Annotated in this window: 22 protein-coding genes; 21 read left to right on the top strand and 1 reads right to left on the bottom strand. The window is 72.2% G+C overall.

Translation table 11 applies throughout. The features are described from left to right. The first annotated feature begins 39 nt into the window (after window positions 1–39). The 8 genes from ENC19_RS22155 to ENC19_RS22120 all read left to right on the top strand — a co-directional run bounded on the left by ENC19_RS22155 (window position 40) and on the right by ENC19_RS22120 (window position 10,000). Window positions 40–999: an ABC transporter substrate-binding protein gene (locus ENC19_RS22155; protein ID WP_164449014.1), complete on the top strand. Its 960-nt coding sequence runs from the start codon at window positions 40–42 to the stop codon at window positions 997–999. After that, on the top strand, window positions 996–1,865 hold the full coding sequence (locus tag ENC19_RS22150) for an ABC transporter ATP-binding protein (protein ID WP_328824328.1): 870 nt from the start codon (window positions 996–998) through the stop codon (window positions 1,863–1,865). Before ENC19_RS22155 ends, ENC19_RS22150 begins: the two co-directional genes overlap by 4 nt. After that, window positions 1,862–2,692: an ABC transporter permease gene (locus tag ENC19_RS22145; protein WP_164449013.1), complete on the top strand. Its 831-nt coding sequence runs from the start codon at window positions 1,862–1,864 to the stop codon at window positions 2,690–2,692. The genes ENC19_RS22150 and ENC19_RS22145 overlap by 4 nt, the downstream gene beginning before the upstream one ends. Before the next feature lie 71 nt (window positions 2,693–2,763). Further along, window positions 2,764–4,773 carry a hydantoinase/oxoprolinase family protein gene (locus tag ENC19_RS22140; RefSeq protein ID WP_164449012.1) on the top strand — a complete coding sequence of 670 codons (2,010 nt, stop codon included), beginning with the start codon at window positions 2,764–2,766 and terminating at the stop codon, window positions 4,771–4,773. A gap of 4 nt (window positions 4,774–4,777) precedes the next feature. Beyond that, window positions 4,778–6,340: a class I adenylate-forming enzyme family protein gene (locus tag ENC19_RS22135; protein WP_164449011.1), complete on the top strand. Its 1,563-nt coding sequence runs from the start codon at window positions 4,778–4,780 to the stop codon at window positions 6,338–6,340. Next, window positions 6,340–7,698, top strand: a complete 1,359-nt coding sequence (purB, locus tag ENC19_RS22130; RefSeq protein WP_164449010.1) for an adenylosuccinate lyase — start codon at window positions 6,340–6,342, stop codon at window positions 7,696–7,698. Before ENC19_RS22135 ends, purB begins: the two co-directional genes overlap by 1 nt. Further along, window positions 7,695–8,444, top strand: coding sequence for an enoyl-CoA hydratase/isomerase family protein (locus ENC19_RS22125; protein ID WP_166458957.1), 750 nt, complete (start codon window positions 7,695–7,697; stop codon window positions 8,442–8,444). The genes purB and ENC19_RS22125 overlap by 4 nt, the downstream gene beginning before the upstream one ends. Further along, window positions 8,441–10,000: a thiamine pyrophosphate-binding protein gene (locus tag ENC19_RS22120; protein ID WP_328824325.1), complete on the top strand. Its 1,560-nt coding sequence runs from the start codon at window positions 8,441–8,443 to the stop codon at window positions 9,998–10,000. The genes ENC19_RS22125 and ENC19_RS22120 overlap by 4 nt, the downstream gene beginning before the upstream one ends. Window positions 10,001–10,064: 64 nt before the next feature. Here ENC19_RS22120 and ENC19_RS22115 read toward each other — a convergent pair whose 3' ends face one another. Further along, complete coding sequence (locus ENC19_RS22115) at window positions 10,065–10,889, bottom strand: IclR family transcriptional regulator (RefSeq protein WP_166458956.1); 825 nt, start codon at window positions 10,887–10,889, stop codon at window positions 10,065–10,067. Between the two features lie 103 nt (window positions 10,890–10,992). Here ENC19_RS22115 and ENC19_RS22110 point away from each other — a divergent pair, with 103 nt between their 5' ends. From ENC19_RS22110 to ENC19_RS22050, 13 genes are all read left to right on the top strand, one after another. Further along, window positions 10,993–13,011, top strand: coding sequence for a hydantoinase B/oxoprolinase family protein (locus ENC19_RS22110; protein WP_164449008.1), 2,019 nt, complete (start codon window positions 10,993–10,995; stop codon window positions 13,009–13,011). Continuing rightward, window positions 13,008–13,988 (top strand): DODA-type extradiol aromatic ring-opening family dioxygenase, encoded by a 981-nt coding sequence (locus ENC19_RS22105; protein WP_164449007.1) that lies wholly within the window; start codon window positions 13,008–13,010, stop codon window positions 13,986–13,988. The genes ENC19_RS22110 and ENC19_RS22105 overlap by 4 nt, the downstream gene beginning before the upstream one ends. After that, the gene (locus ENC19_RS22100) at window positions 13,981–14,820 is read left to right on the top strand and encodes a DODA-type extradiol aromatic ring-opening family dioxygenase (RefSeq protein ID WP_164449006.1); all 840 of its coding nucleotides are present in this window, start codon (window positions 13,981–13,983) and stop codon (window positions 14,818–14,820) included. The genes ENC19_RS22105 and ENC19_RS22100 overlap by 8 nt, the downstream gene beginning before the upstream one ends. Before the next feature lie 10 nt (window positions 14,821–14,830). After that, complete coding sequence (locus tag ENC19_RS22095) at window positions 14,831–15,121, top strand: BMC domain-containing protein (RefSeq protein WP_093408679.1); 291 nt, start codon at window positions 14,831–14,833, stop codon at window positions 15,119–15,121. Between the two features lie 23 nt (window positions 15,122–15,144). Then, the gene (locus ENC19_RS22090; protein WP_164449005.1) at window positions 15,145–15,471 is read left to right on the top strand and encodes a BMC domain-containing protein; all 327 of its coding nucleotides are present in this window, start codon (window positions 15,145–15,147) and stop codon (window positions 15,469–15,471) included. Next, the gene (locus ENC19_RS22085; RefSeq protein ID WP_164449004.1) at window positions 15,471–15,746 is read left to right on the top strand and encodes a EutN/CcmL family microcompartment protein; all 276 of its coding nucleotides are present in this window, start codon (window positions 15,471–15,473) and stop codon (window positions 15,744–15,746) included. Before ENC19_RS22090 ends, ENC19_RS22085 begins: the two co-directional genes overlap by 1 nt. A gap of 16 nt (window positions 15,747–15,762) precedes the next feature. Beyond that, window positions 15,763–17,274 (top strand): 2-hydroxymuconic semialdehyde dehydrogenase, encoded by a 1,512-nt coding sequence (locus ENC19_RS22080; protein WP_164449003.1) that lies wholly within the window; start codon window positions 15,763–15,765, stop codon window positions 17,272–17,274. Then, window positions 17,271–18,065, top strand: a complete 795-nt coding sequence (locus ENC19_RS22075; RefSeq protein WP_164449002.1) for a 2-keto-4-pentenoate hydratase — start codon at window positions 17,271–17,273, stop codon at window positions 18,063–18,065. The genes ENC19_RS22080 and ENC19_RS22075 overlap by 4 nt, the downstream gene beginning before the upstream one ends. Next, window positions 18,062–18,997, top strand: coding sequence for an acetaldehyde dehydrogenase (acetylating) (locus tag ENC19_RS22070; protein WP_164449001.1), 936 nt, complete (start codon window positions 18,062–18,064; stop codon window positions 18,995–18,997). The genes ENC19_RS22075 and ENC19_RS22070 overlap by 4 nt, the downstream gene beginning before the upstream one ends. Further along, on the top strand, window positions 18,994–20,022 hold the full coding sequence (dmpG, locus tag ENC19_RS22065; protein WP_164449000.1) for a 4-hydroxy-2-oxovalerate aldolase: 1,029 nt from the start codon (window positions 18,994–18,996) through the stop codon (window positions 20,020–20,022). The genes ENC19_RS22070 and dmpG overlap by 4 nt, the downstream gene beginning before the upstream one ends. Further along, entirely contained in the window at window positions 20,019–20,750 is a 732-nt protein-coding gene (locus ENC19_RS22060; protein ID WP_164448999.1) for a 2-keto-4-pentenoate hydratase, read from the top strand. The genes dmpG and ENC19_RS22060 overlap by 4 nt, the downstream gene beginning before the upstream one ends. 20 nt (window positions 20,751–20,770) lie before the next feature. Beyond that, a complete protein-coding gene (locus ENC19_RS22055) occupies window positions 20,771–21,184 on the top strand; it encodes a RidA family protein (RefSeq protein ID WP_164449131.1) in 414 nt (137 codons plus the stop codon). A gap of 221 nt (window positions 21,185–21,405) precedes the next feature. Next, window positions 21,406–22,602: an MFS transporter gene (locus ENC19_RS22050; RefSeq protein WP_164448998.1), complete on the top strand. Its 1,197-nt coding sequence runs from the start codon at window positions 21,406–21,408 to the stop codon at window positions 22,600–22,602. Window positions 22,603–22,625 lie beyond the last annotated feature (23 nt).

Raw genomic sequence — 22,625 nt, 5'->3', positions numbered from 1 at the left:
CCAAGACCACAATATGAGCCGCTGAAGTCTGGGGTAGCCATGAGAATGCGAGTGCGGGCCGCGGCCGCAGCCCTGTTGATGACCGTCGCCGTGGCGGGGTGTTCCGAGAACCAGTCCTCCGGGGAGCCCGACGGCGACACCGCCGCCCCGTCCGCCGCCGTCAACTTCGGTGTCGGCGTCGACCCGGCGTACTCGCCGATCTACCTCGCCAACCAGGAGAACCTCTTCGAGCAGGCCGGCCTCAACGTGACCGTCACCCAGTACCAGGAGGGCACCGGCGGGCTCGACGCCATCCTGGCCAAACAGGGCCAGGTCACCGCTAGCACCGAGTCGAGCCTGCTCAACCGGGCGACCCGGGGCGACATCAAGGGACTCGCGGTGTTCTCCCAGTCGCCCAGCTTCATCAAGCTCGTCGCCCGGTCCGGCATCACCGACGTCGCCGGCATCAAGAAGTACGGCGTCGTGCCGGGGACCGTGAACGAGTACGCCACCAACAAGGTGCTCGACAGCGAGGGCATCAGCCGCGACGCGGTCGAGTTCGTCAACGCCTCGCCCGCCGAGATGCCGGCACTGCTGCAACGCGGCGACGTCGACGGCTACATCATGTGGGAGCCGTGGCCGTCGCGTGGCGTCGCCAACGGCGGCACGGTGCTGCTGACCAGCGGGGACATCGGGTACGTCTACAACCTGATCATCGGCGTGGACGGCGCCTGGTACGAGGCCAACAAGGAAACCGCCAAGAAGGTCGTCGACACCATCGCCGAGGCGTGCGAGCAGATCACCGCCGACCCGGCCAAGGCCGGCACGGTCACCGAGGCGGCGATCAAGGTTCCGGCGGCCGAGGCGCAGTCCCTCCTCGAGGGCGTGCAGTGCCAGGTTCGGGACTTCACCGACGAGGACATCGCCCGCTACAACGAGATCGCCCAGTTCCAGCAGGAGAGCAACATCGTGGACCAGAAGGCCGACCCGGCGGCGGTCATGGTCAGGGGAGTGGTGTGAACCGCTCCGGCTCCCCGGTGTCCGTACGCGACGTCGATATCCGCTTCGACGACTTCGTGGCGGTCCGCCAGGCGAACCTGGACATCGCCGGTGGGGAGTTCGTCTGCCTGCTCGGCCCGAGCGGCTGCGGCAAGTCGACGCTGCTCAACGCGATCGCCGGATTCGTCAAGCCGGTCGGTGGGGAGGTGACCTGCGCCGGCGCGCGGGTCACCGGCCCCGACGTGTCGCGCGGCGTGGTGTTCCAGAGCGCCGAGGCCCTCTTCCCGTGGCTGACCGTACGCCAGAACGTCGACTTCGGTCCGCGCATGCGCGGCGTCGGCAAGGCGCAGCGAGCCAGCGCGGTGGACCGCTACCTGGCCATGGTCGGACTCAGCCACAGCGCCGACCGGTTCCCCGGCCAGCTCTCCGGTGGCATGCGCCAGCGCGCCCAGCTGGCCCGGGTGCTGGCCAACGAACCGTCGGTCGTGCTGATGGACGAGCCGTTCGGCGCGTTGGACGCGCAGACCCGGCTGGTGATGCAGGTCGAACTCGACCGGATCTGGCGGGAGACCGGCGCCACCATCGTGTTCGTCACCCACGACATCGGCGAGGCGATCCTGCTCGGCGACCGGATCGTCACCATGACCGCCGGTCCGGCGGCGGCGATCAAGAACGTCTACCCGTGCGAGCTGCCCCGGTCCCGCGACCTGACCGACCCGGCGAGCGCCGCGCTGTTCCGTCGGTTGCGCGAGGACATCGGCGCCGAGGTGGCCCGGACCCTGCGCGCCCAGGGCCTCGACGAGGGGCACGACGGGCCGGATGCCGGGCAGGACGCCAGCGGCAACGGCGGCCGGGCCGCCGACGATGACAGGAGGACGCGACGATGAGCGTGGACGTCCGTACCGTCGCGGAGCGGACCGCCCGGGCCGAGCCCGGTCCGGCCCGTCGACGCCGGACCCGCCCCCGGCTGACCCGGGTCGGGCTGTCGGTCCTGTCGGTGGCACTCGGCATCGTCATCTGGGACCTGGTCAGCCGCAACTACACCGCGTTTTTCCTGCCGTCACCGTTGCTCACCTGGCGCGGCGCGGTCGAGCTGGTCCAGGACGGCACGCTGTGGAGCTCGGTGAGCGCCTCGTCGACCCGGATCCTGACCGGTTGGGGACTGGGCGTGGTGATCGGCGTACCGGTCGGGCTGCTGATGGGCTGCGTGCCGTGGCTGCGGCTGATGCTGGACCCGTACATCCAGTTCTTCCGGTTCGTGCCGCCGATCGCCTTCGTCACGCTGGCGATCATCTGGCTCGGTCCGGGCGAGGCGTCGAAGGTCGCCCTGATCTTCTACACGACCGTCTTCATCGTCGCGCTCAACACGCTGGCCGGGGTCCTGTCGGTCGACGAGCTGCGGCTGCGGGCGGCCCGGGCCCTCGGCGCCGGTCCGGCCCGCACCCTGGTCTCGGTGGTGCTGCCCTCGACCGTGCCACACGTGGTGACCGGCGCTCGGCTGGCCATGGGCAACTCCTTCCTGACGATCGTCTCCGCCGAGATCGTGGCGGCGCAGAGCGGCCTCGGTTCGCTGATCTGGACCGCCCGCAACTACGCCAAGACCGAGTGGGTCTTCGTCGGCATCATCGCCCTGGGCGTGCTCGGCTACCTCTTCGACTGGATCCTGCGGGCCGTCACCAGCAGAACCCTGCGCCGCTACGGCGTCACCTTCTGACCGGGCCGCCCCCGGCGACCCGGCCACGTCCCGCCCGACTCGGCGCACCCACCACTACCGAAAGGCTCGCCATGCTGTGCATCGGCGTCGACATCGGTGGCACCTTCACCGACGTCATCGTGTACGAGCCGGCCACCGCCCGGCTCGCCGAGGCCAAGACCCTCTCCACACCGGACGACCCGGCGGCGGCCATCTTCGAGGGCCTGGCCAAGCTCGGCGTACGCCTCGACGAGGTCGACCGATTCGTCCACGGCACCACCCGGGTCACCAACGCGCTGCTGGAAGGGTCCGGCGAGCCGGTCAGCGTGGTGGCCACGGAGGGCTTCCGTGACGTGCTGGAGATGGGGTTGGGGCACCGGCCGCAGCTCTACAGCGTCAAGGAGGCGGGGCGGGCGCCGTTGACCCCGCGTCGGCTGCGGCACGTGCTGCGGGAGCGGATCGGCGCCGACGGCAGCGTGGTGCGGCCGCTGGACACCGCTGACCTCGACGCCGTGCTGGACCGGGTGGCCGCCGCCGGGCCGAAGGCGGTCGCCGTCTGCCTGCTGCACTCCTACCGCAACCCGGCGCACGAGCGGGCGGCGGCGTCCCGGCTCGCCGAGCGCTACCCCGGTCTGGTCTGCACGATCTCCTCCGACGTCGTGCCGGAGCAGGGCGAGTACGAGCGGTTCACCACCACCGTGCTCAACGCGAGCGTCCGGTCGACGGTCGCCGACTACCTGCGCGGGCTCGGCACCACGCTCGCGGCCGGCGGCTACGCCCAACCTCTGTCGATCATGACAAGCAGCGGTGGGATCGTCTCCACCGAGGAAGCCGGCCGGCTGCCGATCAACCTGGCGCTGTCCGGTCCGGCCGGCGGAGTGGCCGCCAGCGTCCACGTCGCCGGACTGGCCGGCTATCCGAACGTGATCACCTGCGACATCGGTGGCACCAGCACCGACGTCTGCCTGATCAAGAACGGCACCCCGTTGATGACGAACGACGGGAAGATCGCCGGCTACCCGAACCGCACCTTCCAGGTCGAGATCAACACGATCGGTGCCGGCGGCGGCTCGATCGCCTGGCGGGACCTGGGCGGTGAACTGCGGATCGGACCACGCAGCGCCGGCTCGACCCCCGGCCCCGCCGCGTACGGCCGGGGCGGCACCGAGCCGACGACCACCGACGCGCACCTGGTCGTCGGCCACCTCGACCCGCGGCAGAGCCTCGGCGGCGAGGTACGCCTCGACGTGGCCGCGGCCCGGGCCGCCGTGGGCCGGCTCGCCACCGAGTTCGGCCTCGACGACCTGGCACTGGCCCACGGCATCATCACCATCGCCACCACCAAGATGACCAGTGCGATCAAGGAGATCTCGGTCGCCTGCGGTCACGACCCTCGGGACTTCGTGCTGATGCCCTTCGGCGGTGCCGGCCCGATGCACGCCACCGTGCTCGCCGACGAACTGGGTATCCGCCGGGTGCTGGTGCCACCGGTGCCGGGCAACTTCTCCGCGCTCGGCTTCGTCACCGCCCAGGCCCGGCACGACTACGTGCGTACGGTGCTGGTGCCCGCCGACGAGGCGGGGCTGGGCGCGGTACGCGCCGTGGCGGCCGAACTGCGTGACGTCGCGCGGGCACAGCTCAAGGCGGAGGACGGTGTCGAACCCGATCAGGTCACCTTCGGCCTGTCGGTCGGCATGCGGTTCCGGGGGCAGTCCTTCGACCTCGCCGTACCCGTCGAGGAGGTGCCGGCGACCGCCGAGGAGCTTGTGGCGATGTTCCACGCCGCCTACGCCGAGCGGTACGCGTACGCCCGGTCCGGGCACCCGGCCGAGATCGTCAACTGCCGGCTGACCGCGTTCGGTCCCCGACCCGCCGTCCGCTTCGCGCCCCCGGCCGGTGCGACGCCTCGACCCGGAAGCACCCGGATCTACGGTTCGGACGGCTGGGTCGACGCCACCGTCTGGCGGCGTACCGAGCTGACCACCGGCGGCGCGGTGCAGGGCCCGGCGGTCATCCGGGAGAACGGCAGCACGACGGTGGTCGGCGCCGGCTGGACCGCCGGCGTCGACGACCACGGAAATCTGCTGCTCGTCAAGGAGTGACCCGGTGATCCCCTTCGCCCTCGACGCCCTCGTCCTGGACCGCGCCGCCCGGGAAGCGGACCGCCCGCTGTACGCCTTCGACGAGCGGAACGAACCGGTGTCGGCGGGTGAGTTCGCCGACCTGGCCGGCCGGGCAGCGGCGGTGCTGGCCACGCTCGGGGTCGGTCGTGGCGACCGGATCGCGGTGTGGGCCGAGAACAGCCTGGGTTGGCTGGTCCTGCTCGCCGCCGCGGCGTGGCGGGGTGCCGCGCTGGTGACCCTGCATCCCGGCCTGAGCACCCCGGAGCTGAGCGCGGCGCTGGCCCGCAGCCGTCCGCGTCGGCTGTTCGTGGCCAACCAGGTCCGCGACCGCGACGGCCCGGCCACCGCCGCGCAGGCCGTCGCCGGGCTGCCGCCGGGCAGCCGTCCCGACGGCTGGTACGCCTTCGGCGACGACCTGGCCGTACTGCCCGGCTGGACCGACGCGGCCCCGGCCCCGGCGGTGACCCCGGACGCCACCCTGAACATCCAGTTCACCTCGGGCTCGACCGGTCCGGCCAAGATGGTCTCGCTCAGTGCCCGCAACCTGATCGTCAACGCGCGGTGGACGGCCGACGCCGCCGGACTCGGCGCCGGCGACCGGATCGCCTCGCCGCTGCCCCTCGCGCACGCGGCCGGTCTCGGCAGTGGCGCCGTGCTGGCCCTGGTCACCGGGGCGCTGTGGGTGTCGGTCCGCCGGTTCCGGTCCGGCCCGGTGCTGGCCCAGGTCGCCCGGCACCGGTGCACCGTGCTCCAGGCCGTACCGACGATGGCCACGATGCTCGCCGACACCGTCGAGGCCGAACCGGACCGGTTCGACCTGTCGTCACTGCGGGTCGGCTTCCTCGGCGGGGCGCCCTGCGCGCCGGCGCTGCTCGCCCGGACCCGGCGGGTGCTCGGGCTGGACCGCGTCGCCGTGATCTACGGGCAGACCGAGGCCGGACCGACGATAAGCGTCGACCCCGGTGACGGAAGCTGCGGCGACCCGGGCGAGACGGTCGGCCGGATCGTGCCGGACCTGTGCGCCGTCGTCGTCGCCCCCGGCACCCGGACCGAGGTGCCCGCCGGCCGACCCGGTGAGCTGCTGGTGCGCGGCGAGTCGGTGACCGCCGGCTACGTCGACGACCCGACCGCCACCCGCGCCACGGTCACCTCCGACGGCTGGCTGCGCACCGGGGACCTGGGCGCGCTCGGCGCCGACCGGATCTTCACCCTCACCGGCCGGGTCAAGGAACTGATCATCCGAGGCGGCGAGAACGTCAGCCCGGCGGAGGTGGAGGCGGTGTTGCTCGACGATCCTGCCGTGGCCCAGGTGTGCGTACTGGGCGTGCCGTCGCCACGGTGGGGCGAGGAGGTCGGTGCCCTCGTCGTCGCCGTCGCGGGCACCGAGATCGACCCCGACCGGCTCACCGGGGTGGCGACCGCCCGGCTGGCCCGGCACAAGGTGCCGACGCTGATCCGTACGGTTCCGGGCCTGCCACTGCTGCCGTCCGGCAAGGTCGACCGGCGCGCCGCGCTCGACCTGCTCGCCGGTGAGGAGGACCGCTGATGCAGCTCGGCTCGTGCTTTCTGGACTCGTTGACCGTCACCAGTTTCTTCGGCAACGCCGAGATGCGTGGGATCTTCAACGACCGCCAGCTCATGCAGTCCTGGCTCGACGTCGAGGCGGCCCTGGCCCGTGGCCAGGCCGGCCTCGGCCTCATCCCGTCGGCGGCGGCTCAGGCGATCACCGACGCGGCCCGGCTCGACCGGCTCGACACCGCGGTGCTCGCCGCCGGGGCCGCGGACACCGTGCACCCGCTCGTGCCGCTGGTCCGGGCGCTGACCGACGCCTGCTCCGGCGACGCCGGCCGCTACGTCCATCTCGGCGCCACCACGCAGGACGTGATGGACACCGGCTTCGTGCTGCGCGCCCGGGCCGGCCTGGACGTCGTCCAACGCCAGGTCGACGACCTGGTGCGGATCCTGCGCCGGCTGGCCCTGCGCCACCGGGCCACCCCGATGCCGGCCCGCACCCACGGCCAGCAGGCGCTGCCGACCACGTTCGGCCTGCGCTGCGCGGTGTGGCAGAGCGAGCTGCAACGGCACCGGGCCCGGCTGGCCCAGCTGCGCGAACGACTGCTGGTGACCAGCATGGGTGGGGCGGCCGGCACGATGGCCGGGTACGGACCGCAGGCGTTCGCCCTGGAACGCGCGGTGGCCGACGAACTCGGTCTCGGTGTCGCGGACACCCCGTGGCACGCCACGTCGGACCGGTTCGTCGAGTGCCTGATGGTCCTCGGGCTGGTCGCCGCCAGCGCCGAGAAGCTGGCCCGGGAGGTCTACTTCCTCGGTCGTACCGAGGTCGGCGAGGCGTACGAGCCGCAGCGGGCGACCCAGGTCGGCAGCAGCACCATGCCGCACAAACGCAACCCGATCCGGTGCGAGGCGGTGATCGCCGCCGCCGGTACGCTGCGCGCCCAGGTGCCGCTGGCCCTGCAGACCATGGTCGCCCAGGACGACCGTGACATGGGCGTCGGCATGACGCTGTGGAAGCTGCTGCCGGAGTGTTTCATCCTCATCGGCGGTGCCCTGGAACGGCTGATCGAGGTCTTCGGTGACCTCGGCGTCAACCCGGACCGGATGCGGTCCAACCTGGACATCACCGGCGGGCTGGTGCTGTCCGAGGCGGTCATGCTCCGCCTGGCCGAACCGCTGGGCCGCGAGCAGGCCCACCACCTGGTGATGCGGATCGTCCGCGACAGCCTGGAGCAGAACCGGCCGTTCGCCGAGGTGCTGCGGGCCGATCCGCAGGTGGCCGCCGCCCTGCCCGGCACCTCCCTGGCCGGGTTGCTCGACCCGGTGTCGTACGTCGGCCATGCCGCCGCGCTGGTCGACCGAGCCCTTCTGACCTCGGAGTCAACATGACAGGTGACCAGTCCGTGCTGGTGCACCGCTCGGGCCGGTTGGCCCGGGTGACGCTGCACCGGCCGTCCCGGCGCAACAGCTTCGACCTGCGCATGCTCGCCCGTCTCGAGGACGTGCTGCACGAACTCGGCCGCGACCGCACGGTCGAGGTGGTGGTGCTCACCGGCGACGGCACGGTGTTCTGCGCCGGCACCGACCTGCACGAGCTGGCCGGCCTCGACGCCGAGACCACCATGTACGTCCAGCGGCGCACCGCCGAGCTGGTGGAGCGCTGGTACCGGCTGGAGCAGACCACCGTCGCGGCCTTCAACGGCCCGGCGATCGGCTCGGGCGCCGTCCTCGGGCTCGCCAGTGACCTGCGGGTGGCCGCCGACAGCGCCTACTTCACCTTTCCGGAGGTGACCTTCGGCATCCCGCTGACCTGGAGCGGCATGGCGATCCTCGCCGATCTGGTCGGCGCCGACCTGGCCAAGCGCTGGCTGCTGCTCGGCGAGCGGGTGGAACCGGCCGACATGCTGGCGCTGCGCCTGGTCACGGCCGTCGTCGACGTCGACGGACTGCCGGCCGCCGTCACCGGCATCACCGACCGGCTGCTCGCCACTTCGGCGGTCGGCCGGTCGATGACCAAACGTGCCGCCCGGCTGGCCGGTCCACGGTTCGACGCGGTGGCCAACGACTCGTACCTCGGCGCGCTGAGCGTGGCGCTGCGCCCGCCCGGCGGCTACCTGGACGGGGGTGCGCGGTGAAGGTCTTCGAGGCGATCGCCGACGCGGTGGTCGCGCACGGTGTCGACACCGTCTTCGGCCTGCTCGGCGACGCCAACATGTTCCTCGTCGCCGACCTGGTGAACCGGCACGGTGTGCGGTTCGTCGCGGCGCGCAACGAGAACGCCGCGGTGATGATGGCCGACGGGTACGCCCGCACCACCGGCCGGTGCGCGGTCGCCACCGTCACCCAGGGGCCCGGGCTGGCGGTGGCCGGGGCGGCGCTGACCATCGCCCGGCAGGCCCGCACCCCGTTGGTGCTGATCGCCGGCGACACCCCGCCCGGCGACCCGCTGCACGTGCAGCACTTCGACCAGCAGCCGTACGCGTTGGCCACCGCGGGCACCTTCGTGCCGGTCACCGCCGCCCGGACCGCGGTCCGCGATGTCGGGTTGGCGTTCCGGGCGGCCCGCGAGCTGCCCGGCCCGGTCGTGTTGAACGTGCCGATCGACCTCGCCGACGAGGCGGTGCCGGCCGGCGCGGTCGTGCCGGTGCCGGTGCCACCCCGGGCGCCGCGACCGCTCGGGCCGAATTCCGACGACGTCGACGCGCTGGCCCGCCGGCTACGTACGGCGCAACGCCCGGTGCTGCTCGCCGGCCGGGGCGCCGAGTCGGCCGCTACCGCGATCCGGGAACTCGCCGACCGCAGCGGGGCCCTGCTCGCCACCACGCTGATGGCCGCCGGCCTGTTCACCGGGCACCCGTACGACCTCGGGGTGGCCGGCGGGTTGTCGCGCCCGCTGACCCGGCGGGTGCTGGCCGGGGCGGACCTGGTGGTCACCTTCGGCGCCGGGCTCAACCGGTGGACCGCCGACCACGGTGCCCTCTTCCCGGACGCGGTGGTGGTCAGCGTGGACGTCGACCCGGCGGCGATCGGGGCCCGCTGGCCGGTGGCCGCCGGTGTGCTCGGCGACGCGGGTGAGACGGCCCGGGCGGTGTCGGCGGTGCTGGCGCCGGTGCGCCGGCCGTGCTGGCGCAGCACTGACCTGTCGGCCGAGTTGGCGGCCGCCGACCCGTTCGCCGGCCTGGCCGTCGAGTCCACGGCGGACCGGATCGACCCACGCGCGTTCATCCGGATCTGCGCCGGCCGGCTGCCGCGCGAACGGACCACCGTCGTGGGCGTCGGTCACTTCGGCGGCTGGCCCAACCTGCTGCTCGACTCGGCCGCCACCGACCGGTCGTTCGTCGCGCCCTGGGAGTTCGGCAGCATCGGCGTCGGGCTGCCGTTCGCGGTGGGTGCCGCCGTGGGTCGTCCCGACCGGCCGGTGGTCGCCTTCGAGGGCGACGGCAGCCTGCTCACCGGGCTCGGCGAGTTGGACACTCTGGCCCGGGTCGGCGCGCCGGTGCTGCTGGTGCTGCTCGACGACGCCGCGTACGGCGCGGAGGTGCGCAAGCTCGCCCCGCGCGGGTCGACCCGGACCTTGCCCGGTTCCCCGAACGGGACCTCGCCGCGGTGGCCCGCGCGCTCGGGGTGCCGGCGTGGACCGTCACCGACGAGGCGGGCGCGCAGGCCGCCTTCGACGAGGTGCTGCCGCTGACCGGGCCGGCCGTGCTGCACGTGCGGGTACGCCCCGACGTGGTGCAGGAGAAGTTTTGACCGGGTCAGTCGCCCCAGACGTCGCCGAAGCCGTACCCGAGCTGCCGGGACAACTCGTCGGCGGTCCGGCAGGCCGCCGCGGCGAGTTCCGCCACCCGTGCCTCGTCGAGCCGGAAGATCGGGCCGGACACGCTTATCGCGCCGGTGACCCGGCCGTGGCGGTCGCGGACCGGCGCGGCCACGACCCGCAGTCCCTCCTCGCTCTCCTGGTCGTTGAGGGCCCAGCCCTGCTGCCGGACGGTCGCCATCCGGGCGACGAACGTGTCCAGGTCGGTGATCGTGTTGGCGGTCAGGGCGGTGAACGGTGCGCTGGCCAGCGTGCTGCGCAGGTGCGCCTCGTCCTGGTCGATCAGCAGGGCCTTGCCGGCGGCGCTGCACCACAGCGGGATGCGGCGGCCGAGCCGGGAGACGAGCTGCAGGTTGCGGGTGCCCTGCACGACGTGGATCGAGATCGCGTCGAGGCCCTCCAGGACCGACAGGTTGACGCTCTCGCCCTCCTCCTCGGCCAGCCGGTGCACCAGGGGGCGGGCGACGGCGTGCAGGTCGAGGCCGGCGAGGTAGCGGGCGCCGAGTTCGAAGACGGTGACCCCGAGGCGGTAGTTCCCGTTCTCCTCGTTGCGCTGCAGGAAACCGGCGTCGGCGAGGGCGCGGAACAGCCGGCTGGCGGTCGACTTGTGCAGACCGAGTTCGCGGCTGACGTCACTGACCTTGCGCTCGGTGTCGGTGCCGCGGAAGGCGAGCAGCACGTTGAGCGCGCGGTCCAGCGCCTGCGTGCCGGACTCGCGGGGGGCCGGTCCGTCCTCCGGGCCGGGGTCAGTGGCGTACGACATCTTGCTTCCCACCCTCTCGGTTGCTAGGTTTCATAATATAACCCTAGGACCACAATATGGTCCAGTCCACCGGGATCGAGCCGGAACCCAGCGAGGCATCCGCATGACTGTGAACCCGATCGACCTGGAAGTCGTCACCGAAGGTCTCATCTCGATCGTCCGGGAGATGCGACAGACGATCTTCCGTACGGCGCACTCGCCGGTGATCGCCGACGCGCAGGACTTCTCCTGCGCGCTGTTCGACCCGCAGGGTCAGATGGTCGCCCAGGGCCGGGACATGCCCGGTCACGTCATCGCCATGCCGGCCTCGGTCGCCGAGATCTTCGCCGACTTCGCCGACGAGATGCGCCCCGGTGACCTCTACATCGTCAACGACCCCTACCGCGGCGGCAGCCACCTCAACGACGTCACCCTGATCAGCCCGGTCTTCGTCGACGGGAAGCTCTTCCTCTTCCCCTGCGTACGCATGCACTGGGCGGACATCGGCGGGATGACCCCCGGCAGCGTCTCCGGCCAGGCCACCGAGATCCTCCAGGAGGGGCTGCGGATCCCGCCGATCAGGCTGATCGAGCAAGGTCGGCCCAACCGGGCCGCGTTCGACATCGTGTTCGCCAACGTGCGGATGGCCGAGGAACGCCGCGGCGACCTCGAATCCAGCATCGCCGCCTGCCACACGGCCGAACGCCGGCTGCGGGAACTCGTCGCCCGGCACGGCGTCGACCTGATCGGCGAATCCGTCGCGGCCAACATGGACCGGACCGAGCAGCGGCTGCGCGCCATGATCCGGGCCCTGCCCGACGGCACCTACCGCTACGAGGACTACCTTGACCTCTACACCGACGGCCGGTACGACGCCGCCATCGTCCGCTGTGCGCTCACCGTCGACGGCGACGAGATCGAGGCCGACTTCCGCGGCTCGTCGGGCCAGGTGGCGGCCGTGGTGAACTCCTCGCGGGCGATGACCGTGGCGGGCGTCTTCATCGCGGTCAAGTCGGCACTGGACCCCGGTGGCCTGGTCAACCACGGCGCGTTCCGGCCGCTGCGGGTGCTCACCGAACCCGGCACCGTCGTGCACGTCAGCTACCCGGCCCCGGCCAACGCGCACAGCGAGGTCCGCAAGCGGGTCATCTCGGCCGTGATGGCCGCCCTCAGCCAGGTGGCACCCGACCTCATCGCCGCCGACCAGTTCGGCACCACCTTCCAGAACCTCATCGGCGGCGTTGACGAGCACACCGGGCGGCCCTACCTCTACTACGACTACCCCGCCGGTGGCAACGGCGGATTCCTCGAATCCGACGGGCCCAGCGCGATGAACCCGGTCGACCTCGGCGACATCTCCACCATCCAGTCCGTCGAACGGCTGGAGACCGAGATCCCGATTCTCATCGAGGCGTGCGAGCTGCGGACCGGCTCGTGCGGCGACGGGGTACGTCGCGGCGGGCTCGGCAGCCGCCGGGAAACCCGCCTGCTGGCCAGCGGTGGCGCCTACTCGGTGCAGACCGACCGGACCACCGTCCCGCCGTACGGGCTGCGCAACGGCGGACCCGGCGCACCGACGGTGACCCACATCCGGCGCGCGGACGGCGAGCGCGTCGACTTCGCCACCCCCGGCAAGGTCGCCGGCTTCCCGATGCGCGCCGGTGACGTACTAGTCATGGAGTCGGCGGGCGGTGGCGGCTGGGGCGACCCGCTGGAACGGCTGCCCGAGGACGTCGCCGAGGACGTCGCCCAGGAGTACCTGACCGTCGTCGAGGCCCGGCGGCGCTACGGCGTCGAACTCGACCCGGCCGGCGACGTCGACGCCGCCGCGACCGTCGCCACCCGGCAACGGTTGCGCGACGAACGGCGCTGGCTGCGGACCACCGTCACCGCCAACCCGGCCTACACCGGGCAGCGGGGGCGGCGACGTCTGGCGTACGTCGCCGCCGACAGCGACCTCGCCGAGGGCACCCTCGTCGAGGTGCACGGCGCACACCCGGCCCCGCTGCGGGCCTGGATCCGGCACGACGCGGCACTGGCCGCTGACGAACTCGCCCTCGACGACGACGGGCTGCGGATTCTCGGCACCGCCCCGCACGACCGAACCTACGTGCGGGTGCTCGCCGGGGAAGGATGGTCATGAGCAAGGTCTTCCGGGTGCCGCTGCCGCCGACCCGGGGCGGCGCCACCACCGCCGCACGGGCACCACAGCCGACCGCCACCCCGCCGCGCTGCGGCATCGTCGCCGGCTGCCTCAGCCCACACCCACCACACCTGATCTACGCCGAGAACCCGCCGCAGAACGAGCCGCGCTCCACCGGCGGCTGGGAGACGCTGCGCTGGGCGTACGAGCGGCTGCGGACCCGCATCCGTGAGGTGCACAAACCGGACGTGCTCATCGTGCACGCCCCACACTGGATCACGATGGTCGGTCACCACGTCAACTGCGTACCGAACCCGCGCGGCATCTCCGTCGAGCCGATCTTCCCGCACCTGTTCCGCTACCGCTACGACTTCCGTACCGACGTCGAACTCGGTGAGGCGATCGCCGACGAGGCCGCCGGACTCGGACTTGTCACCCGCACGCTGCGCGACCCCCGGGTACGCGTCGACTACGCCACCATCGGCGCGCTGCACCTGGCGAACCCGGCCTGGGACATGCCGGTGGTCTCGCTGTCGGCCAACAACAACCCGTACTTCTACTCCGACGCCTCGCTGGAGGAGATGGAGGTGCTCGGCGAGGCCACCCGGCGGGCGGTCGAGGCCACCGGCCGGCGGGCCGTCCTGCTCGCCTCCAACTCGCTGTCGCACCTGCACTGGCACGAGGAACCGGAGCTGCCCGAGGACATGGAACGGGAACACCCGTACAACAACCACCAGTACCGGTGGGACATGAAGCTGCTGGAGGCGATCCGGTGCGGGCCCACCGCACCGTTGCGCGAACTCATCCCCGAACACATCGAGGCCACCGCCTCGGAGACCAAGGCCGGCAGCCTCACCTGGATGCTCGCCGCGATGGGCTGGCCCAAGGTCGGCGGTGACGTGCTCGGCTACGGCACCATCATCGGCACCGGCAACGCGGTGGTGGAGTGGCTGCCCGAGGGGAGCCACCATGGCTGACCGGACCGGGATCCTCGCCGGGGCGCTGCTGCCCGGCATGCCCCAACTGCTCGCCGACCAACCGGCACCGAGCTGGTCGGCGCTCGCCGACGCGGCCCGGGACGTCGGTGCCCGGCTGCGCCGCCTCGAACCCGACGTGGTGCTGCTGCTGTCGACGCAGTGGTTCACCGTCCTCGGTCACCAGTTCCAGTGCGACCCCAACCCGCGCGGCCAGCACGTCGACGAGAACTGGTACGCCTACGACTACGGCCTGCTCGACTACGACCTGCGGTTCGACGTCGACTTCACCGAACGGTGGGCCGCGCGGGTGCAGGCCGGCGGAATGCAGGCCCGGCGGACCCGCTACGACGGGTTCCCGATCGACACCGGCACCATCGTCACCTCCGCCCTGCTCGATCCGGAGCGAAAACTGCGCTGGGCGCAGGTCTCCTGCAACCTCTACGCCGACGCCGAGACCCTCGCCGACGTGGGTCGGGCCGGTGCCGCCGCCGCCCGCGACGCCGGCCTGCGCGCCGCCGTCGTCGTGGTGACCGGGATGTCCTCCGGGCTCATCCAACAGTGGATCGACCCCGGCCAGGACCGCATCGGCGCACCCGGCCACGAGCAGTGGAACACCCGGATCCTCGACCTGCTCACCGCCGGCAAGGTCGACGAGGTCCTCGCCGTGCGCGAGGAATTCGCCCGGCAGGCGCAGGCGGACAGCCAGTTCCGGGCACTCGCCTTCGCCACCGGTGCCGAGGCGGCCATCGGTCCGGCGCACCTGCACGCCTACGGCCCGATCTGGGGCACCGGCGGCGCCGTCGTGTCCTGGAACCTGCCAGACCACCACTAGAGGAGAGAGCATGCGGAACATGGCCGTGGGCTTCGTCGAAGCCGAAGGTTTCACCCCCATCTTCGACGCCGTCGACGCGATGGTGAAGGCCACCGAGGTCGAGGTGACCAAGGTGGTCCGGCTCGGCGGCGGGATCGTCGCCGTCGCCGTACGCGGTGACCTCGCGACCGTCGAGGAAGCCGTCGACATCGGCGAGGAGACCGCCCGGGCCAAGAGCCGATCGGTGCGTTCGATCGTCTTCGCCAGCCCCTGCGACGCCGTCAGCGCGCTGGCGGCCGACCCCCAACTCGTCGGCAACTGACCCACCGGTAAGGAGAATCAGACATGTCCTCCGACATCGCGATCGGAATCGTCGAGACCCGCGGCGTCGTGGCCCTCTCGGCCGGCATCGAAGCCATGATCAAAACCGCGGACGTACGGTGCGTCGGCGTCGAACGGGTCACCAGCGGCTACCTGGCCGTCGCCGTACGCGGCACGCTCGCCGCCGTACGGCAGGCCGTCGCCGCCGGCGAGACCGCCATCCGCGCCCACGGCGAGCTGCGCAGCTCGCAGGTCTATCCCAAGCCGCACCCGAACACTGCGGCGCTGCTCGACAACCCGGAAACCGCCCGGATCCGTGAGGTCATGGCCGCCCTGCCCGGAGCGAGCTGATGGTGCTCGGTGAGGTCGTCGGCAAGGTGTGGGCCGACCGGATCCTGCCGTCGTTGCAGGGCCGGCGGCTCGTCCTGATCCGGGTCCGGCCGGACGGCCCCGACCTGGTGGCGGTCGACCCGCTGAACGTCGGCGTCGGCACCACCGTGCTTGTCGTCACCGACGAGGCCGCCGCCGCGGTGGCCGGCGAGCCCACCGTGGACGCCGCTGTCGTCGCCCTGGTCGCCGAGACCGGGACCGCCGAGGCCGCCGACACCGCGTCCATCACCGCCTGACCGAAAGGTACGCCTGATGACCGACGGGCTCTGGTCCCCCAGCCTGCTCGCCGGCCGGCCGGCCGGCGAGCCGACCGTGCTGCCGAACTTCGTCAACGGCGAGTTCGACACGTCCGGCCCGCACTTCGCAAAGGTCTCCCCGGTCACCGGAGACACCATCCGGTACGTCGCCGAGGCCGACGAGTCCACCGTGGACGCCGCCGTCGCCGCGGCCCGGTCGGCGCTACGTGGACCGTGGGGTCGGATGGGGGAGCGGGAGCGGGCTGCGGTGCTGTACCGGGTCGCCGACGAGCTGGAGCGTCGGTTCGCCGACCTGGTGGCGGCGGAGGTCGGTGACACCGGCAAGGCGATCACGCAGGCGCGGACCCTCGACATCCCACGCGGCGCGGCGAACTTCCGGACCTTCGCGGAGATCGTCTCGACCGCGCCGACGGAGTCGTTCACGACGGCGACACCGAGCGGCGGACGGGCGCTGAACTACGCGGTGCGCAAACCGGTCGGCGTGGTGGCGGTGATCGTGCCGTGGAACCTGCCGCTGCTGCTGTTGACGTGGAAGGTCGCCCCGGCGCTGGCCTGCGGTAACGCGGTGGTGGTGAAGCCGTCGGAGGAGACGCCGTCGTCGGCGACGTTGCTGGCGGAGGTGATGGCGGCCGCCGGGGTGCCCGACGGCGTGTTCAACGTCGTGCACGGGTTCGGGCCGGGCTCGGCGGGGGAGTTCCTGACCCGGCATCCGGGAGTGGACGCGATCACGTTCACGGGCGAGTCGGCGACCGGCGGTGCGATCATGCGGGCCGCAGCCGACGGGGTGAAGGCGGTGTCGTTCGAACTGGGTGGCAAGAACGCCGGTCTGGTCTTCGCGGACGCGGACCTAGATACCGCGGTCGCCGGCTCGGTCCGGTCGTCGTTCACCAACGGTGGTCAGGTGTGCCTGTGCACGGAACGGCTGTTCGTGCAGCGGCCGGTGTTCGACGAGTTCGTGACCCGGCTGGCGAAGCGGGCCGACGAGTTGGCGTACGGCTGGCCCGCCGACGAGGCGACGGTGACCATGCCGCTGATCTCCCACCAGCACCGCGACAAGGTGCTGGGCTACTACGACCTGGCCCGCGCGGAGGGTGCCACCGTGCTCGCGGGCGGCGGTGTCCCCGAGTTCGGCGACGCCCGCGACGGCGGCGCGTACGTCCAACCGACCGTGCTGACCGGCCTGAAGCCCGACGCCCGGGTCAACCGGGAGGAGGTCTTCGGTCCGCTCTGCCACGTGGCGCCGTTCGAGGACGAGGACGAGGCGTTCGCGCTGGCCAACGACAGCGAGTACGGCCTGGCCGGCACCGTGTGGACGCGGGACGTCGGCCGGGCGCACCGGGCCGGTGCGCGGATCGACGCGGGGATCGTGTGGGTGAACACCTGGTTCCTGCGGGATCTGCGCACGCCGTTCGGTGGTGTGAAGGCGTCGGGCGTCGGCCGCGAGGGCGGCGTCCACTCGCTGAACTTCTACTCGGAACTGACGAATGTCTGTGTGGATCTGTCATGACTGATGTCGCCCGGGCCGCGGCCCTGCTGCGCGCCGCGTACGAGACCGGGAAACCCGTGCCGCCGCTGCGCGGCGAGGTGCTGCCGACCGGGGATGTCGACGCGGCGTACCAGGTGCAGCAGGCGCAGGTCGTCGCGTGGGAGGCGGCCGGCCGCCGCCGGGTCGGCGCGAAGGTCGGCCTGACGTCCGCGGCGGTGCAGCAGGCGTTCGGCGTCTTCCAGCCGGACTTCGGGGTGTTGTTCGCCGACATGGCTGTCCCGGACGGCGCCGAGATCGACCGCGGTCGGCTGCTGCAACCTCGGGTGGAGGCCGAGGTCGCGTTCGTGCTGGGTGCGGACCTGCCGTTCGAACAGGTGACGGTCGCCGACGTGATCCGGGCGACCGACCACGTGCTGCCGGCGATCGAGGTCGTGGACTCCAGGATCGCGGGCTGGGACATCTCGATCGTGGACACCGTCGCCGACAACGCCTCGTCGGGCCTGTTCGTGCTCGGTGACCAGCCCCGCAGGCTGTCGGACGTGGACCTGCGGCTGGCCGGGATGGTGCTCGAACACGCGGGCGAGCCGGTGTCGGTGGGGGCCGGTGCCGCCTGCCTCGGCAATCCCGTGCACGCGGTGGCCTGGTTGGCGCAGACGCTGGCCGTCGCGGGCGCGCCGCTGGTCGTCGGCGACGTGGTGCTGTCCGGGGCGCTCGGGCCGATGGTGCCGGTCACCGCCGGCGCGTCCTACGAGGCACGGATCTCCGGCCTGGGTTCGGTCCGGGCCTGCTTCGAGGTGGGGGAGACGGCATGACCACGGGCGTGGCGGTGATCGGGTCGGGCAATATCGGCACCGACTTGATGATCAAGGTGTTGCGGTTGTCGGAGTCGTTGCGGATGGTGGCGATGGTCGGGGTCGATCCGAACTCCGACGGCCTGGCCAGAGCCCGCCGGCTCGGGGTGGCCACCACCGCCGACGGGATCGACGGGCTGCTGGCGATGCCGGAGTTCGCCGACGTGCGGGTGGTGTTCGACGCGACGTCGGCAGGGGCGCACCACCGGCACGCCGCGCTGTTGCGGGAGCACGGCCGGCTGGTGGTGGACCTGACCCCGGCCGCCGTCGGCCCGTACGTGGTGCCGCCGGTGAATCTGGACGAGCATCTGGACGAGCCGAACGTGAACATGGTGACCTGTGGCGGTCAGGCCACCGTCCCCGTCGTCGCGGCGGTCGGCCGGGTGACGCCGGTGCGGTACGCCGAGATCGTGGCCTCGATCGCGTCCAGGTCAGCCGGTCCGGGGACGCGGGCGAACATCGACGAGTTCACCGAGACGACGGCACGGGCCATCGAGGTGGTCGGCGGTGCCCACCGCGGCAAGGCCATCATCGTGTTGAACCCGGCGGAGCCACCGATGATCATGCGGGACACGATCTACTGCCTGTGCCCCGACCGGGACGTGGACCGGGCGGCGGTCGCGGCGTCGGTCGAGGCGATGGTGGCCACCGTCGCCGGATACGTGCCCGGCTACCGGCTGAAGCAGCGGGTGCAGTTCGACGAGGTCGACGCGTACGTGCCCGCGTTGGGTGCCCGGTTCGCCGGGGTGCAGGTGTCGGTGTTCCTGGAGGTGTCCGGAGCCGGGCACTACCTGCCGGTGTACGCCGGGAACCTCGACATCATGACCTCGGCCGCGCTGCGCACCGCCGAGCGGATGGTGGCCTCCCGGGTCGGACGGGAGGTGTCCGCGTGAGCGGGCTGTACATCCAGGACGTGACCTTGCGCGACGGCATGCACGCCGTGCGGCACCAGTTCACCGTCGACCAGGTCCGGACCATCGCCGCGGCCCTCGACGCGGCCGGTGTCGCGGCGATCGAGGTCGCGCACGGCGACGGACTGGCCGGGTCGAGCGTGAACTACGGGCACGCAGCCGCCTCCGACGCGGACTGGATCGCCGCGGCGGCGGAGACGGTCACCACCGCGAAGCTGACCACCCTGCTGCTACCCGGCATCGGCACCATCGCCGACCTGAAGGCCGCCCGCGACCTTGGGGTGACAAGCGTACGGATCGCCACGCACTGCACCGAGGCGGACATCTCCGCCCAGCACATCGGGTGGGCGCGCGACAACGGCATGGACGTGTCCGGGTTCCTGATGATGGCGCACATGACCGACCCGACGGCGCTCGCGCAGCAGGCGAAGCTGATGGAGTCGTACGGCGCCCACTGCGTCTACGTCACCGACTCCGGTGGCCGGCTGCTGACCCGGGACGTCGCCGAGCGGGTCGACGCGTACCGGCAGGTGCTCGACCCGGGCACGCAGGTCGGTATCCACGCCCATCACAACCTGTCCCTCGGCGTGGCGAACAGCGTCGCGGCGGTCGAGCACGGCACCACCCGGGTGGACGCGTCCCTGGCGGGGCACGGCGCGGGTGCCGGGAACGCGCCGCTGGAGGTCTTCGTCGCCGTGGCCGACCTGCACGGGTGGGACCACGGCTGTGACGTGTTCGCGCTGATGGACGCCGCCGACGACCTGGTCCGGCCGATGCAGGACCGACCGGTCCGCGTCGACCGGGAAACGCTCACCCTCGGCTACGCCGGGGTCTACTCCAGCTTCCTCCGGCACGCCGAACGGGCGTCGCAGCGCTACCGGGTCGACGTCCGCTCGATCCTGGTCGAACTGGGTCGCCGCGGCATGGTCGGCGGGCAGGAAGACATGATCGTCGACGTCGCCCTCGACCTGGCGACCGCCACCACCGGCACCGGAGGAAACCGATGAGCACCGTCGACCAGCTCGCCGTACGCCTCGACGACGCGGTGACCAGCCGCATTGCGATCCCGTCGTCGGGTGCCGGGACCGGGCTTGACGTGCCGACCGCCTACCGGGTGCAGCAGGCGGTGGTCGACCGCCGGCTGGCCCGTGGCGAACGTGCCGTCGGGTTGAAGCTGGGGCTGACCAGCCGGGCCAAAATGACGCAGATGGGCGTCGACGAGGTCATCTGGGGCCGGCTCACCGACGCCATGCGGATCCCGGACGGCGGCACCGTCAGGCTCGACGACCACATACACCCGAAGGCCGAACCGGAGGTCGCCTTCCTCGTCGAGGGCGGTGCCGTCACGGCGGTCGCCCCGGCGATCGAGGTCATCGACTCCCGGTACGTCGACTTCCGCTTCACGCTGCCCGAGGTCATCGCCGACAACACCTCGGCCAGCGGCTTCGTGCTCGGCGCCTGGCAGCCGATACCGGACGGCATCGACAACCTCGGCGTGCTGCTAGAGGTCGACGGGCGAGCGGTCCAGGTCGGTTCGACGGCCGCCATTCTCGGCGATCCCCGCCGGGCGCTGTCGGACGCCGTCCGGCTCGCCGACGTCAACGGTGTGGACCTGGCCGACAACTCGATCCTGCTCGCCGGTGCGGCGACGGCCGCCGTACCGTTGCGCGCCGGATCGTACGTGCGGGTCACCGTCGAGCGGCTCGGCACGGCGTCGCTGCGGGTCGGGTCGTGACCGACGGCGGCGAGGCGACCATGCGCCACGAGGGAGTCGTGCCGGGCATGGCCACGCCACGCGGCCGGTTCCCGCACGTCAAGCTCGCCGGCGACCTGATCTTCGTCTCGGGTACGTCGAGCCGCCGGCCGGACAACACGATCGCCGGCGCGACGGTGGACCCGATGGGCGTCACCGACCTCGACATCCGCGCCCAGACCCGCGCCGTCATCGACAACATCCGCGACATCCTGCACTCGGTCGGAGCGGACCTCACCGACCTCGTCCAGCTCACCACCTACCTGGTCAACATGAACGACTTCGGTGGCTACAACGAGGTCTACGCCGAGTACTTCGACGAGACCGGCCCGACCCGCACCACCGTCGCGGTGCACCAGTTGCCGCACCCGCACCTGCTGATCGAGATCCAGGCGGTCGGCCGGCGTCGGTCCTGACCACCGCCGGTCTGCGGCGCGACCCGAGGTAGTGGATACCATCATCCTAGGATGCCTTAGCGGTTGTGGGTGGTGTCACGCCAGGTGGCGCAGACCGGGATACCTGCGCGAAGTTGGGCCGGGGCACGGCAACGGGTCATCCGCGACGGCCGGAAGGGGCGGTGGCGCGGCCCTGGGTCCAGGCACCAAGCTGATCTCCAGTGGCAAGCGGAGGAGCGCTGATGACGTCACGACCCGGCATGCAGCGGGCGCTGATCGCCGCCGTCCAGGTGCTCGGCCTGGCGGTGTGGTTCTCGGCCTCCGCCGTGGTGCCGGCGCTACGCGAGTCGTGGCAGATCAGCGCCGCCGCATCCGTCTGGCTGACCGCGTCAGTGCAACTCGGCTTCGTCGCCGGTGCCGTCACCTCCACCGTGTTGAACCTGGCGGACCGGATCAGGCCACACCTGTTGATGGCCGGCAGCGCGACGCTCGCCGCCGCCTGCACCGGCGTGTTCGCCCTCACCGTCGACGGGTTGGCCGGGGCCATCCCGCTGCGCTTCCTCACCGGGGTCTTCCTGGCCGGGGTGTACCCGGTCGGCATGAAGCTGACCGGGTCCTGGGCGCCGCCGGCCCGCCGGGGGCTCGCGTTCGGCGTCATGATCGGCGCGTTGACCCTCGGCTCGGCGCTGCCGCACCTGATCGGCGGGCTGGGCGACCTGCCATGGCGCGGCGTGATGGGCACCGCGGCCGGTTGCGCGCTGCTCGGCGCGGTGCTGGCCGTGACCCTGGTGCGGGAAGGTCCGCAGTTCGCCCCGGGCACGCCGCCACGCCCGCACCCCCGGTACGCCCTGGCGATGTTCGGCCAGCGTGGTCCCCGCCTGGTGAACCTGGGCTACTTCGGACACATGTGGGAGCTGTACGCGCTCTGGACCTGGCTGCCCAGCTTCCTGATCGCCGGCACGGCGGCCCGGACCGGTGACGGCGACGCGGACGTCAGCCTGCTCGCGTTCCTGGCCATCGGGGTCGCCGGGGTCGCCGGATGCCTGGTCGGCGGCTGGGCCGCCGACCGGTTCGGGCGACCCCGGGCCGCGTTCACCGCCCTGGTGGTCAGTGGCGCCTGCTGCCTGGCCTCACCCCTGTTCTTCACCGCGCCGCCCGGCGCCGTCGTGCTGCTGGGTGTGGTGTGGGGTGCCGCGGTGATCGCGGACTCCGGCGTCTTCTCGACCGCCCTGAGCGAGGTCGCCGACAAGCGGTACGTCGGCACCGCGCTCACCGCGCAGACGGCCATCGGTTTCGCCCTGACCGTCGTCACCATCCAGCTCGTTCCCGTCCTGGCCGACGCGGTCGGCTGGCGCTGGGCGTTCCTGCTGCTCGCCCCGGGCCCGGCCGTCGGCGCGCTCGCGATGCGCGCGTTCGGCCGCCAGCCCACCCGCGCCTGAGCGAGTCGCCCACTCCGAGCGGA

Source organism: Verrucosispora sioxanthis (genome assembly GCF_010560025.1).
Lineage (GTDB): Bacteria > Actinomycetota > Actinomycetes > Mycobacteriales > Micromonosporaceae > Micromonospora > Micromonospora palythoicola.
This window is presented reverse-complemented; position numbering and strand designations above follow the sequence as displayed.